This window comes from Phenylobacterium sp. (assembly GCF_030680185.1).
Classification (GTDB): Bacteria; Pseudomonadota; Alphaproteobacteria; order Caulobacterales; family Caulobacteraceae; genus Phenylobacterium.
Window position 1 is genome coordinate 69555 of the sequence record NZ_JAUXVZ010000056.1, and the last position, 13103, is coordinate 82657.

The 13103-nt window shown below is 68.4% G+C and carries 16 protein-coding genes; 2 read left to right on the forward strand and 14 right to left on the reverse strand.

Features of this window, described 5'->3' with window-relative positions; all coding sequences use genetic code 11:
* Positions 1 to 5: 5 nt before the first annotated feature.
* The 7 genes from Q8L83_RS16100 to crcB form a co-directional block, all read right to left on the reverse strand.
* Positions 6 to 1538: an acyl-CoA carboxylase subunit beta gene (locus Q8L83_RS16100; RefSeq protein WP_305288716.1), complete on the reverse strand. Its 1533-nt coding sequence runs from the start codon at positions 1536 to 1538 to the stop codon at positions 6 to 8.
* Positions 1539 to 1703: 165 nt separating this feature from the next.
* Positions 1704 to 2030 carry a transcriptional regulator gene (locus tag Q8L83_RS16105; RefSeq protein ID WP_305288718.1) on the reverse strand — a complete coding sequence of 109 codons (327 nt, stop codon included), beginning with the start codon at positions 2028 to 2030 and terminating at the stop codon, positions 1704 to 1706.
* The gene (locus tag Q8L83_RS16110; protein WP_305288719.1) at positions 2027 to 2470 is read right to left on the reverse strand and encodes a hypothetical protein; all 444 of its coding nucleotides are present in this window, start codon (positions 2468 to 2470) and stop codon (positions 2027 to 2029) included. Before Q8L83_RS16110 ends, Q8L83_RS16105 begins: the two co-directional genes overlap by 4 nt.
* 99 nt (positions 2471 to 2569) lie before the next feature.
* Positions 2570 to 3361, reverse strand: a complete 792-nt coding sequence (locus tag Q8L83_RS16115; RefSeq protein WP_305288720.1) for an ATP12 family chaperone protein — start codon at positions 3359 to 3361, stop codon at positions 2570 to 2572.
* A 7-nt stretch (positions 3362 to 3368) separates the two neighbouring features.
* A complete protein-coding gene (locus Q8L83_RS16120) occupies positions 3369 to 4046 on the reverse strand; it encodes an HAD-IA family hydrolase (RefSeq protein WP_305288723.1) in 678 nt (225 codons plus the stop codon).
* Between the two features lie 142 nt (positions 4047 to 4188).
* Positions 4189 to 5223, reverse strand: coding sequence for an RluA family pseudouridine synthase (locus Q8L83_RS16125; protein ID WP_305288725.1), 1035 nt, complete (start codon positions 5221 to 5223; stop codon positions 4189 to 4191).
* On the reverse strand, positions 5220 to 5603 hold the full coding sequence (crcB, locus tag Q8L83_RS16130) for a fluoride efflux transporter CrcB (protein WP_305288727.1): 384 nt from the start codon (positions 5601 to 5603) through the stop codon (positions 5220 to 5222). Before crcB ends, Q8L83_RS16125 begins: the two co-directional genes overlap by 4 nt.
* A 214-nt stretch (positions 5604 to 5817) precedes the next feature.
* Between crcB and Q8L83_RS16135 the strand changes: the two genes are divergently transcribed.
* Complete coding sequence (locus Q8L83_RS16135; protein ID WP_305288729.1) at positions 5818 to 7032, forward strand: hypothetical protein; 1215 nt, start codon at positions 5818 to 5820, stop codon at positions 7030 to 7032.
* Positions 7033 to 7106: 74 nt separating this feature from the next.
* Here Q8L83_RS16135 and Q8L83_RS16140 read toward each other — a convergent pair whose 3' ends face one another.
* From Q8L83_RS16140 to Q8L83_RS16165, 6 genes are all read right to left on the reverse strand, one after another.
* Positions 7107 to 7610 carry a hypothetical protein gene (locus Q8L83_RS16140; protein ID WP_305288731.1) on the reverse strand — a complete coding sequence of 168 codons (504 nt, stop codon included), beginning with the start codon at positions 7608 to 7610 and terminating at the stop codon, positions 7107 to 7109.
* A gap of 78 nt (positions 7611 to 7688) precedes the next feature.
* Positions 7689 to 8414, reverse strand: a complete 726-nt coding sequence (locus Q8L83_RS16145; protein WP_305288732.1) for an RluA family pseudouridine synthase — start codon at positions 8412 to 8414, stop codon at positions 7689 to 7691.
* A gap of 39 nt (positions 8415 to 8453) precedes the next feature.
* Positions 8454 to 8906 carry a hypothetical protein gene (locus Q8L83_RS16150; protein WP_305288734.1) on the reverse strand — a complete coding sequence of 151 codons (453 nt, stop codon included), beginning with the start codon at positions 8904 to 8906 and terminating at the stop codon, positions 8454 to 8456.
* 49 nt (positions 8907 to 8955) lie between these two features.
* Positions 8956 to 9393, reverse strand: coding sequence for a hypothetical protein (locus Q8L83_RS16155; RefSeq protein WP_305288736.1), 438 nt, complete (start codon positions 9391 to 9393; stop codon positions 8956 to 8958).
* Between the two features lie 60 nt (positions 9394 to 9453).
* Positions 9454 to 9828: a VOC family protein gene (locus Q8L83_RS16160; protein ID WP_305288738.1), complete on the reverse strand. Its 375-nt coding sequence runs from the start codon at positions 9826 to 9828 to the stop codon at positions 9454 to 9456.
* Entirely contained in the window at positions 9825 to 11141 is a 1317-nt protein-coding gene (locus Q8L83_RS16165; protein WP_305288740.1) for a replication-associated recombination protein A, read from the reverse strand. Before Q8L83_RS16165 ends, Q8L83_RS16160 begins: the two co-directional genes overlap by 4 nt.
* Before the next feature lie 74 nt (positions 11142 to 11215).
* Here Q8L83_RS16165 and Q8L83_RS16170 point away from each other — a divergent pair, with 74 nt between their 5' ends.
* On the forward strand, positions 11216 to 11638 hold the full coding sequence (locus Q8L83_RS16170; protein WP_305288742.1) for a VOC family protein: 423 nt from the start codon (positions 11216 to 11218) through the stop codon (positions 11636 to 11638).
* On the opposite strand, the gene Q8L83_RS16175 is transcribed toward Q8L83_RS16170, so the two are convergent.
* Positions 11639 to 13015, reverse strand: coding sequence for a trypsin-like peptidase domain-containing protein (locus Q8L83_RS16175; RefSeq protein WP_305288744.1), 1377 nt, complete (start codon positions 13013 to 13015; stop codon positions 11639 to 11641). It lies immediately after the preceding gene.
* Between the last annotated feature and the right edge of the window lie 88 nt (positions 13016 to 13103).

Genomic DNA, 13103 nt, shown 5'->3' on the forward strand with positions numbered 1-13103 from the left:
CCAGCCTACAACGGAATATTATCGTGCTTCTTCCACGGGTTGGTCTGCGACTTGTTCTTCAGCGTCCGTAGCGCCTTGATCAGCCGCCGCCTTGTCCCGTGCGGCATGATCACATCGTCAATGTATCCCAGCGACGCCGCCACGAACGGGTTGGCGAAGCGTTCCTTGTACTCGGCCTCGCGCGCCGCCAGCGCTTCCGGGTCGCCGGCCTCCTTGCGGAAGATGATCTCGACCGCGCCCTTGGCCCCCATGACGGCGATCTCGGCGCTGGGCCAGGCGTAGTTGACGTCGCCGCGCAGGTGTTTGGAGCTCATCACATCATAGGCGCCGCCATAGGCCTTGCGGGTGATCACCGTCAGCTTGGGCACGGTGGCCTCGGCATAGGCGAACAACAGCTTGGCCCCGTGCTTGATCAGGCCGCCATATTCCTGGCGGGTGCCGGGCATGAAGCCGGGCACGTCGACGAAGGTGACCAGCGGGATGTCGAAGGCGTCGCAGAAGCGCACGAAACGCGCGGCCTTGCGGCTGGAGTCGATGTCCAGCACCCCGGCCAGCACCTGCGGCTGGTTGGCGACGACGCCGACGGTCTGGCCGTCGAGGCGGCCGAAGCCGGTGACGATGTTCTTGGCGAAGTCCGGGCCGATCTCGAAGAATTCGGCCTCGTCGACCGTCTTGAGGATCAGCTCCTTGATGTCATAGGGCTGGTTCGGATTGGCCGGGACCAGGGTGTCGAGGCTGGCCTCGTCGCGCTCGGGATCGTCGTAGCTGTCGCGCACCGGCGGCTTTTCGCGGTTCGACAGCGGCAGGAAGCCGATCAGGCGGCGCACCTCGCTGAGGGCCTCCAGATCGTTCTCGAAGGCGCCGTCGGCGACGCCGGACTTCTGGGAGTGAACCCGCGCCCCGCCGAGGTCCTCGTGGGTGACCACCTCATTGGTGACCGTCTTCACCACGTCGGGGCCGGTGACGTACATGTAGGACGTGTCCTTCACCATGAAGATGAAGTCGGTGATGGCCGGGGAATAGACGTCGCCGCCGGCGCAGGGGCCCATGATGACGCTGATCTGGGGGATGACGCCCGAGGCCAGGGTGTTCTGCAGGAAGATGTCGGCATAGCCGGCGAGGGATTCGACGCCCTCCTGGATGCGGGCACCGCCGGCGTCGAACAGGCCGATGATCGGGGCGCCATTGGTCAGGGCCATGGTCTGGATCTTGACGATCTTGGCCGCGTGCGCCCCCGAGAGCGAACCGCCGAAGACGGTGAAATCCTTGGAGAAGACATAGACCAGACGGCCGCCGATGGTGCCGCGGCCGGTGACCACGCCGTCGCCGGGGACGCGCTGCTTCTCCATGCCGAAATCGTGCGAGCGGTGCTCGACGAACATGTCGGTCTCCTCGAACGAGCCCTCGTCGAGCAGCACGGCGATACGCTCGCGCGCGGTCAGCTTGCCCTTGGCGTGCTGATTGGCGATGCGTTTCTCGCCGCCACCGAGGCGGGCCCCGGCGCGACGCGCTTCGAGCTGTTCGAGGATGTCTTTCATGGGAGTCTCCTTGAGCGGGAGGCTTAAGGAGGGCCGGAGGCGGTGGCAAGCGCCCCCTCCACCATGCTTCGCATGGTCCCCCTCCCCCGTCGGGGAGGAATGGCGGCGGCAAGTCCTCCCCCAACGGGGGAGGGGGACCGCCGGAACGGCGGTGGAGGGGGCCGCCTACCCCGAGAACCCCTGCCCGAGCGGTTCGGGGGCGGTCATCGTCGCCAGCCGCTGCAGTTCGGCGACATGGGCGGCGAAGGCGGTGCCACCGGCGGCGGTGAGGGTCAGCCAGGTGCGCTGGCGACCGTCGAGCGCGGCCTTGCGCAGCCGGACATAGCCGGCGTCTTCCAGCTGTTTCAGATGTTTGGACATCACCGAGTCCGAGACGGCGATGGCGTCGCGGACCATGGCGAACTCGGCCTCGTCGGTGGCCGAGAGGATGGCGCAGATCTGCAACCGGCCGGGGGCGTGGATGACGGGGTCGAACTGCGGGACGCGGCTCATCGGACGCCCATCTCGGCGCGATAGACCCGTCGCCACAGGCGCGAGGCGACGAGGGCGGCAACGAAGGTGATGGCGGCCAGCGGCAGCGGCACCCACCAGAGCTCAAGCTGACGTCCGGCGATCACGCTGAAGATGACCGCCACCAGGACGAGGCCGAGCCCGACGGAAACCCAGCGCGCCCGGGGCGGCTTGAGTCCGCTGATGAGGACCCCGGTGCGGTCGGCCCAGGTGCGCACCAGCAGCGCCAGCCCCACGATGCCGAAAACGGAGCCGAGCACGCCGATCGGGGACGGAAAGGCGTGCGCCCCGATCATCACCGCCGCCAGCGACGAATAGATCAGGTCGTAGGTCCAGGACTTTTCGTCGACTCGTCCGCCGACGGCGGTACGGGCGGCGCTGATCGAGGCGAGCGCCTCGGCGGGGGTCTGGTCTTCAGTCATGGCGGCGCTCTCACTTTCTGGATTGGAAAGTGATCGGCACTTTCCACATCGTCAAGTGATTATTTTCCGCATTGGAAAGTCAACAACCCCTCCACCCCGCTACGCGGGGTCCCCCTCCCCCGACGGGGGAGGAACAAGCGCCCGGAACCAGCGGTCGAGCAGGACGGCCTCGGCACGGCGGGCGGCGGTGCGCTCGGCGGCCTCGGCATCGGTGCCCCACTGGCGTTCCTGGAAGGCCTCGTCGAGGCGGCTCAGTTCGAAGGCGGTCTCCCCCGCCAGCGCCCCGCGCTGCACCGCCAGGGCCAGCACGGCCGATCCGAGCAGGGGCGTGGCCATGGCCAGGCCGGTCAGGGCGAAATCATCGAGCCGCAGGGCCAAGTCGGCGACGCGGGCGATGGCGGCGGGGTCCTGCTGGCGGTGGACGATGCCCACGCAGGGCTCGAGCGTCACGCCCAGCTCCAGTGCGGCCCAGTCGCGCCACGGCGTCCAGTCGCGCGCCTGTTCCGTGGCCAGCGAGGTCGGGTGTTCGGCGAGGTAGCAGAGCAGGTCGGTGCCGGCGAAGGCGGCGATCTCTTCGGCCACGGCCTCACGCACCTGACTGACCCGGTCGATGGCGGTCGAGGCCAGACGGGTGGCGGGCATGGTCCCCGGATCGATGAACTCGCCCTGGGCGGCCCATTCTTCGGCGACCAGCCGCGCGGCGGCCCCGGTCGGCAGGCGCAGCTGGGCATGGGCCGGGGTCTTGGGCGTGCGCCCGTCGAGAGTGACGCTCCAGCCGCGCTCGCCCTCGACCACATCGACCGCCGTCCAGAAGCGTTTGAGGCGTTCCTCGGACTCGCGGAAACCCTTGCGGGCGGCGACATTGGGATCGAGGGGCGGGATGTGGCTCATCAGGGTCTCAGGCGGCTCGGGTATGGGCGTCGAACCCGTCGAGGACGACGGTCAGTTCGGCGAAGCTCTGCGCCACGTGCCGGGCCCCGGCGGCGCGCTGTTCCTCGACCGTATGGAAACCCCAGGCCACACCGAGCGGCAGGACCCCGGCATTGACGGCCATGCGGACGTCATGGGTCGTGTCGCCGATCATGATGGTCGTGGCCGGATCGGCGTCGCAGGCGGCCATGGCGGCGTGGAGCATGGCAGGGTCGGGCTTGCCCGGACCGTCCTCGGCGCAGTGAGACGAGATGAACATGTCGGCCCAGCCCTCGCGGGCCAGGTTGCGGGCCACGCCGCGCCGGTTCTGGCCGGTCGCCAGGGCCAGCCGCCAGCCGTCGCGGTGCAGCCGGCGCAGGGTGGTCATGGCCTCCGGATAGAGCGGCTCCTCATGGCCGGCATCGAACATGCGGCCGAAGCTGGCGCGGAAGCCGGCGATGAAACGGGCCAGGTCGGCGGGGCCGAGATCAGGCTCCAGCACCGCCATGCCATGCTCCAGCGTCAGGCCGACGATCTGGCGCACCCGGTCATAGTCCGGTTCCGGCAGGCCGAGGTCGCGCGCGGCCTCGCAGGCGGCGCGATGGATCGAGGCGCGGCTGTCGACGAGGGTGCCGTCGATATCGAACACGGCAAGGGGTCGGCTCATCCGGTCCTCCCCCATCGGGGGAGGTGGCATCGCGCGGCTTCGCGCGGTGACGGAGGGGGCCTGAACCGGGCGCTGGTGTCCGGGGCCGCCCCCTCCACCCCGCTTCGCGCGGTCCCCCTCCCCCGATGGGGGAGGAATGCGGTCATCGCTGGCGTTTCACCCCTTCGAACGGATCGCGCTCATTGCCCTCGGCTTCGTCGAAGCCGAAATGGACCATGCCGGCGAGAATCTCGGGGCTCAGCGGGGCCTCGACCACCAGCATGCCGCCGGACGGGTGTTCCAGCTCGATGCGGCGGGCGTGCAGCTGCAACTTCAGCGGGCCGGACAGCTCTTTCGACTTCTCATCCCCGTATTTGCCGTCGCCGAGGATCGGGTGACCGATGGCGGCCATATGGGCGCGCAGCTGGTGGGTCCGGCCGGTGAAGGGGCGAAGGGCCATCCAGCTGGCCCGGTGGGCGGCGCGGCTGATGGTGGCGAAGGCGGTCTCGGCCGTCTCGCCGCGCGGGTCCTTGCGGTCGGCGGGGCGCATCATCTCGAAATCGTTGATGCCGGTCTTCTTCAGCGGCATGTCGATCTGGCCGGCTTCCGGCTTGGGATTGCCGATGACGATGGCCCAATAGGTCTTCTTGGCCTGACGCCGGGCGAAGGCCCCGGCCAGACGTTTGGCCGCCTCGGGTCCCTTGCCGAGCAGCAGCACGCCGGAGGTGTCGCGGTCGAGACGGTGGACGAGGCGCGGGCGGTCCATCCCCTCCCCCCAGGCCGACAGCAGCCGGTCGACGTGGCGGCTGGTCTTGGTGCCGCCCTGGACGGCGAGGCCGTGCGGCTTGTTGATGGCGATGACCATGTCGTCCTCATAGAGGACCAGCGACTTGGCGAATTTGATGTCCTGGGCACTCAGCGTGTGGACATCGCCGGCCTGACGCGAGGTGTCGTCGGGGATCGGCGGCACGCGCACGGCGGCACCGGCGGTCAGCCGGCCCTCGGGCTTGATGCGGGCTCCGTCGACGCGGATCTGGCCGCTGCGGGCCATCTTCTGCACCTGGATGTTGGACAAATGCGGCCAGCGCCGGCGGAACCAGCGATCCAGTCGGATGCCGTCTTCGGCCTCGGCCACATAGATGGTCAGGACCTCGCGCTTGGGGGCGTCGGGGGTTTCCCGGATGGGTTCGTCAGTCAAGGGGCGGCTCCGAAGGCGCGGCGGGCGACCATCAGGCCGATAAACAGGGCGAGCACCGAAAGCGCCACCGAGGCGGCGACATAGCCCCCGGCCATGGCCAATTGACGGCGCTCGATCATCAAGGCCGTTTCCAGCGAAAAGGCCGAGAAGGTGGTGAAACCGCCCAGCAGGCCGATGGCGGCGAACAGGCGCAGGGACTCGCTGTTGGCTCCACCACGGAAGGCCAGCCAGCCGGCCAGCAGCCCCATGAGCAGGCCGCCGACGACATTGACCGTCAGCGTCGCCCAAGGCCAGCCGCTGGCGGGCAACACCCGTCCGACCCCGTAGCGGGCGACAGCGCCGAGGGCACCCCCGGCTGCGACGATCAGAAAACGTGTCATGGTGCGGGGCTTATACTGGAGTTGGCGGCGAAGCGAAGACGTACCGGGAACGGATCGGCCGGGGCGTCTGACTGAAACTTCACTTGCCCCGGACCCCGGTTAACGGTGTTACTGATCAGCGGCGCCGCTTCGCGCCCAGGGGGAACGCTGTCGGCCCGGCGGCGCGATCTGCCATAGTGTCGGGCTATAGTTTCAAAGGACCGCCGGAAGCGCCATGTCGCACGACGATCACAACCACGGACACGAAGACACCAGCCACGGCGCGTCGCAAGACGACGGCCATGGCGGTCAGGGCGAGGACGCCCGGCTGCATGCCGCGCCCAACGCCCCGCCGCCCGGCGCCGCCCAGCGCGAGAATCGCGGCATTCCCTCGGCCACGCCGACACACCAGAGCGGCCCGTTGCGCGGCGCAGACGGCATCCTGCGGCCGATCCAGGACAGTGAGTATTTCTCGGAAGACCCTGCGGCGACCGAACGGGTCTCGGCCCACATCGACGAATATTTCAACCAGCCGCTGGATATCTTTCCGTTCTGGGAATCGGAGGGCAAGCCCGACCGTTTCCACGTGCTGTACGCGCGCCAGATCGAGGAGCGGTTCCCGGTCGATGCCGATCTGAGGGCCAACATCTATCGCTATGGCCGGGGGGTGTTCGACGCCCTGCGCATCCATGTCCTCATCAAACGGGTCAACCAGATCCTGGCCATGGCCGGCTTTGCCGCCCTCGCCCTGCTGGGCCCGACCTGGTTCAGCCAGTGGACCGGCACAGACGCCGCCGGCGCGGCCATCGCGGCCGGGGCCATGGTGGCGGTGCTGGGCCTCTACTGGGGCATCCAGCAGATCCTGTTCATCCAGTACCGCTTCCGGCTGGAGAACGATTCCTACCAGCTGTCGCGCGAGATCGTGCAGCGCACCCGCGAACTGCAGAACCTGTTCACCAGCGGTCGCGCCATGGCCGACCAGGCGGAGACCCGCTACCAGCAGGACGGCAAGGCGTGGGGCCAGCGGGCCCTGTATCTGACGCGCCTGACCATGTGGCTGGGCGCGCGCATGGAATACCTCGAGAAATACGTCCAGATGGAGCTGTGGCGGGTACGCCGTGAGCGCTACTGGATGCGCTGGCTGTCCCGGATCCTCACCCCGCTGGTGTTCGTCGGCGGCGTGGCCATCTTCGCCCTCCAGCCCGGCCTCGTCGGTCACGAAGTCGCCCTGCGCGGCCTGCAGGGGCTGGCCGTGGTGCTGTCGGCGATCGTCGGCCTGTTGTCGTATTTCCGCTGGCAGACCCCGACCTCGGCGGTGCAGGACAAGCTCGGCATCGAGAACTGGGTCCGTTACGCCTCGCTGGACGTCGATAACGCCGTCGCCGACCAGGTGCGCCGCGACAAGGAACGTCTGGTCGAGTACCGGGCCCTGACGCGCGGCGGCAGATAGGGATTAGGGATTAGGGATTAGGAGTGAGGGTTCGAGCTACGCTTCGGCCGAGTCAGGCCATTCCTCCCTAATCCCTAATCCCTCCGCAGGCTGTCCTGCACCTCCAGGGCGTCATAGACGTTCGGACGGTCGGGACGGGGCCCGTCGCCCATCAGCACTTCCAGCGTGGTCGAGGTCCGCGACGGGCCGGTGAAATTCAGCCCGACCCCGACGCCGACTCCGGACGACGAATAGCGGCCGTAGCGGCTTGAGCCGCGCCCCGAGCCGAAGCCGATCCCCACGCTGGGCCGCATGCCACCGGCGCTGTCGGGACGGCCGTCAGTCCAGCGCTGGGTCACCTCGAACCAGTCATGTCCGGTGGCCCGGGTCAGTTCGGCCGCGCGCAGGTAGGCCATGTCCATGACCGGGCCGGGCGCGCCCACCCCGGTGTAGGTGACGCGGAACCGGTTGGACTCGATGCGCTGTTCGGAGAACCCCTGCCCGCCCGGTCCCATCTGCGGACCATAGGGGGCGAGGCTGGCACAGGCCGACAGGGCCAGGCCGGCGGCAACGATCAGAGGCAGGGTCAGACGGGTCATGGCGGGGCTCCGGTTTCCCTTGGGAAGCGTCGGATTATGGCTTGGGTTCCGCCCCTCCACCACCCTGCGGGTGGTCCCCTACAGCCCGGCCGCCGCCTTCAACGCCTCAAAATCCTCGGGTGGGGGGGCCTCGACGGTGCGGTAGCCGCCTTCAGGGTGAGGAAATGTCAATTTGGCCGCGTGCAGCATCAGGCGGGGCGCGGCGCGGCCGGCGAAGGTCAGGGCCCCGCCGTAGCGGGCGTCCCCGGCCAGCGGGCGGCCGATCGAGGCCATGTGGACGCGCAGCTGGTGCATCCGCCCCGTGGCCGGATCGAGCTCGACCAGGGCCCCGTCCTCGGAGGCCGCCAGGGTGCGATAGCGGCTCAGCGCGGCCTGGGCCCCCGGCGTCTCGGCAGTGACGGCGCGCATATAGCTCTCGCGGCCGATCTCCTGACGCAGCAGCGGCGTGTCGATGGTGCCGGATTTCGGATCGGGGGCCGCCGACAACAGGGCCAGATAGGTCTTCTTGAAGCGCCGCGCCTGCATCGCCTTGCCGAGGAAGCCGGCGGCGGGCTTGGTCTTCGCGGCGAGGATGACACCCGAGGTGTCGCGGTCGAGCCGGTGCACCAGATCGGGGCGTTTGCCGTTGGAGCGGGCGAAGGCCCACAGCAGGTCGTCCAGGGTGTGCGCCTGGATGCGGCCGCCCTGGCTGGACAGGCCGGCGGGCTTGTTGAAGGCGATGACGGCCTCGTCCTCGTGGATCACCCACGAACGGACGGCGGCGATGTCGGCTTCGCTCAGGGAAACGGGGATACGGTCGGTCACCGCGCGTGCTTACGCGGGAACCGACCGTGCGTCAGCCCGTCAGCGCAGAATGCCGCTCTTCGATGCCATCCGGCTGTACCAGACGAAGAACAGGCAGGCGGCGAGGATGACGCCGTACATGATCATGCCCTGGGTGCCACCCGCGGCCCCGGCATCCGTCATGCCGTAGGCATAGACCAGGCTGACCAGCAGGCCGAGCAGGGACACGACGAAGGCCTGGAAGGCCAGTTTCATGCGCAGGAGCAGCAGGATCGAACCCGCCAGCGCGCCCCAGACGCCAAAGGCCCAGGCCGCCACGGCCCAGGTCGGCATGTCGTGGAACGTCGCGATCTGCGCCGCGGTCATGCCGAGGCTGGCCATATAGGCTTCGCCGTCCGGCAGATTGGTGCGGGTGTAGTCATAGGCCCCGTAGCTGTTCCACAGCAGGCTGATCCCGCCCACCGCCCACAGGTGCCACGGCGTCGAACGCGTCATTGAAGTCATATCGGTCATCATCCCCTCCCAAGGATCGTTGGTATCAAAAGGCCGGCTCGCTGGCCGGTCAGCGCAGCACGCCCCGCTTCGACATCATGCGGGCGTACCATGCGAAGAACAGGGCGATGGCGGCGATCATGCCCCACATCATCATACCCTTGGACCCGCCGAGGGCGGCCCAGTCGTCCATGCCGTAGGCGTAGAAGACGCTGACCAGGACGCCGAGCAGGGATATGGCGAAGAGGTGGACCGCCCAGCGCGAGCGGAGCAGCAGCAGGATCGCGGCAATCACCCCACCCCACACGGCGGCCGCATAGGGGATCTTCGTCCACTCCGGCATTGAGGTGTAGTAGGCGACCTGTTCCGGCGGGAAATAGGCCTGCAGATACTCGGCGCCCCGGGTCAGGGTCATGATGAAATCATAGCCGGCGAAGCCGTTCCAGGCGAGCGCCAGCAGCCCGACCAGCCACAGATGCCACGGCGTTTTCACGGTCATGGTCGTCATTGGCCCCTCCCAAGGTTGACGTAAGCGAGACTAGTCCCAAAAACGCCGTTACGGCAACGCTTACGGACGGGTCACCCGCCACGGCGGATCGACGCGGTTCTCGCCGGCGAAATACAGGCACAGCCGGTTGCCGTCGGGGTCGCGCAGCCGCGCCTCGCGCCACAGCCAGCGCTGGTCCTGCGGATCGCTGTCGAAGACCACCCCCGCGGCCTTGAGCGCCACCACCCGGGCGTCGAGGTCGTCGCATTCGAAATAGATCAGGCTGCCGCCCGGCGACGGCGGCTCGGCGAGATGGATCGAAAAGGTCGCGCCGCCGGGGCAGAGGAAGCGGGCGTAGTGGTCGCTGGACACGATCAGCTCCAACCCGAGCCGCTCATAAAAGGCGCGGGCACGCGGGATGTCGGCGACCTCGACAGTGATCTGGTTGAGGTTCATTCGCCCCCCACCGCCCTCGATGCCCGCAGCGCCGCCCAGCGCTCGAGCCGTTCCTTGACCTTGGCCTCATGCCCCTCGCCTTTCGGAGCGTAAAAGGTGCGGCGCTCCATCCCGTCGGGGAAGAAGTTTGCGCCGGAGAAGCCCTCCGGCATGTCGGGATCATATTGATAGCCCTGGCCGTAGCCGAGCGACTTCATCAGCTGGGTCGGGGCGTTGCGGATATGGGCCGGGGGCGTCAGAGAACCGGTCTCGGCCGCCGCGCGCTTGGCCGCCTTGAAGGCTTCGTACACGCCGACCGATTTGGGCGCAGTGGCGAGGTGGACCACGGCCTGGGCCAGGGCCAGTTCACCCTCGGGGCTGCCGAGGAAGTCGTAGGTGTCCTTGGCGGCATTGGCGACCAGCAGCGACAGCGGATCGGCCTCGCCGATGTCCTCGACCGCCATGCGCACGATACGCCGCGCCAGATACAGCGGATCCTCACCGCCGTTGAGCATCCGCGCCAGCCAGTAGAGGGCCGCATCGGGGTCCGAACCGCGAACCGATTTATGCAATGCGGATATGAGGTTATAGTGTTCTTCTCGACTCTTGTCGTAAGCAGGCGCCCGCTTCTGCAGGATGCCCGCCAGGGCCTGGACGTCGAGCGGTTCGGGGCTGGTATCGGCGAGGTCGAACAGCACTTCGGACATGGTCAGCAGGTAGCGACCGTCGCCATCCGCAAGCGCCGTCAGGGCGTGGCGTGCTTCCGGGGTCAGGGGCAGGCTCTTGCCCTCCTGTGCCTCAGCACGAATCAACAGTTGATCGAGGGCCGCATCGTCCAGCCGCTTCAGCACATAGACCTGAGACCGCGACAGCAGGGCCCCGTTCAGCTCGAACGACGGGTTCTCGGTCGTGGCCCCGACCAGGGTGATGACCCCCTCCTCCACGAAGGGCAGGAAACCGTCCTGCTGGGCCCGGTTGAAACGATGGATTTCGTCGACGAACAGCAGGGTCGACTGGCCGGCGGCGCGGCGCATGCGGGCCGCCTCGAAGGCCTTCTTGAGGTCGGCCACGCCGGAGAAGACGGCGCTGATCTGCTGGAACTGATAGCCGGCAGCCTGGGCCAGCAGGCGGGCGATGGTGGTCTTGCCGGTGCCCGGCGGCCCCCACAGGATCATCGAGCCCAGCCGCCCGGCCTCGACCATGCGCCGGATCGGTCCGCCCTCGCCAAGCAGATGGTCCTGGCCGACCACCTCCCCGAGCGTGCGGGGACGCAGCCGGTCGGCCAGCGGCGCGTCAGGAGGATGGATGCCGGAGGCTTCGAACAGGTCAGTCATGCGGGGTCACAGATAGGCGTTACCGACGCGCATTTCACGCGTTAGTGTCGACATGAAGCTGAGGAGAGCGCCAGATGGCTGACGACCACACCGCCCAGGGTCCGGTGATCGGAGTGACCCCGCACCTGACCATTCCGTCGCGCGGCGGCCAGGCGGCGATCGACTTCTACACCCGCGCCTTCGGAGCCGAGGAAGTTCGGCGCATGCCGGCCGAGGACGGTGAACGGCTGATGCACGCCTATCTCAGGATCAACGGCGGCGACGTCCTGCTGCACGACGAGTTTCCGGAATACGGCCACGAACACGACATCGTCCCCAAGGGGGTGACCATCCATCTTCAGGTCGATGACGCCGACGAATGGTGGAACCGCGCCCTGCTGGCCGGCGGCGTGCCGCTGTTCCCGATCGCCGACCAGTTCTGGGGCGACCGCTACGGTCAGCTGCGCGACCCGTTCGGCCACACCTGGTCGATCGGCTCGCCGATCAAGGCCAAATAGTCAGCGTACCGTCAGCACGCCGCGCTGGCCGCGGCGTTCGACGCTGACCTGGGCCCCGCGGTTCAGGCCTTCCAGCTGTTGGGGCGAGGTGACGATCTGGCCGTTGACCGCCAGGATGACGTCGCCGCCCTGCAGCCGGACACCCCGGGCCGCGTAGCTGCGCGGATCGACACGCCCGAGGACCACGCCGCTGGCGAACGGATCGAGACCCAGCGTATCCGCCAATGCCGGGTTCAGCGGCAGGGCCTGGGCCCCGGACAGGCCGCCGGACGCGATCATCACCGCCTTGCCGACGTCGGGATCGCCGGGCAGCGCCTGCACCCGCGCGTCCAGCGTCTCGGCCCGGCCATCTCGCAGCACCGATACCCGCACGCTGTCGTTCGGTTCGCGCGTGCCGATGCGATAGTTGAGGCCGCCCTGGTTGTTGATCTCGGCCCCGTCGATGGCGGTGACGATGTCCCCGATGCCGAGGCCGGCGCGCGCACCGGGACCGCCGGCATAGACTTCGGTGATCACCAGACCCTGGGGCCGGTCAAGGCCGAGGCTGCGGGCGATGTCGGCGCTGACCGGGTCGCCCTTCACGCCCAGCCACGGCCGGACCACGGTGGTGGCTCCGCCGACGGCAGAATCGACCACGCGGCGGACCATGGTGGCGGGCACGGCGAAGCCGACGCCCGAGGACGATCCCGAGCGCGAGAAGATGGCGGTATTGATGCCGATCAGGTCGCCGTCCATGTCGACCAGGGCCCCGCCTGAATTGCCGGGATTGATGGCCGCGTCGGTCTGGATGAAGGAGCCGCTGTCGGAGATGCCGGTCTCGGTCCGGTTCAGGGCCGAGATGATGCCGTTGGTCACCGTCTGGCCGACGCCGAACGGATTGCCGATGGCCAGCACAAGGTCGCCGATCTCCTGCTCCTCGCGATCATCGATATTGAGGGTCGGCAGCCGCTCATTGACGCCCTCCAGCTGCAGCACGGCGAGGTCGGAGCGTTCGTCGGCGAGGACCACGCGGGCGTCGAACTCGCGCCGGTCGTTCAGCACCACCCGGATCTGCTGCATGCCGTTGATGACGTGATAGTTGGTCACCACCACCCCGTCGGCGCGGACGATGACGCCGGAGCCGACCGAGCCGGTCTGGCGCTGACCCGGAATGCCCCAGAACGGATCCCTGACCTGCTGCACGCCGCGCGCCGAGACATTGACCACGGCCGGGGCGGCGGTGCGGACCACGGGGGCGAAGCTGGCCTTCATCGCCAGGGCGTCGCCGGGGACGATGCGGTTGTCGGAGAAGACCCCGTCCTGGGCCTTGGTGTCGTTCGACTGGCCGCAGGCCGCGAGGGTCAAGGCGATAGCGATGGCGAGGGTTCTGGCGTTCATGGTCATCCGATACGGCAGGGAGACAGGAGCCGGGCCATTCCGCCCCGATTTCTGGACCGTATCAAGGCGACGGGGCCTTGCGAGGGAC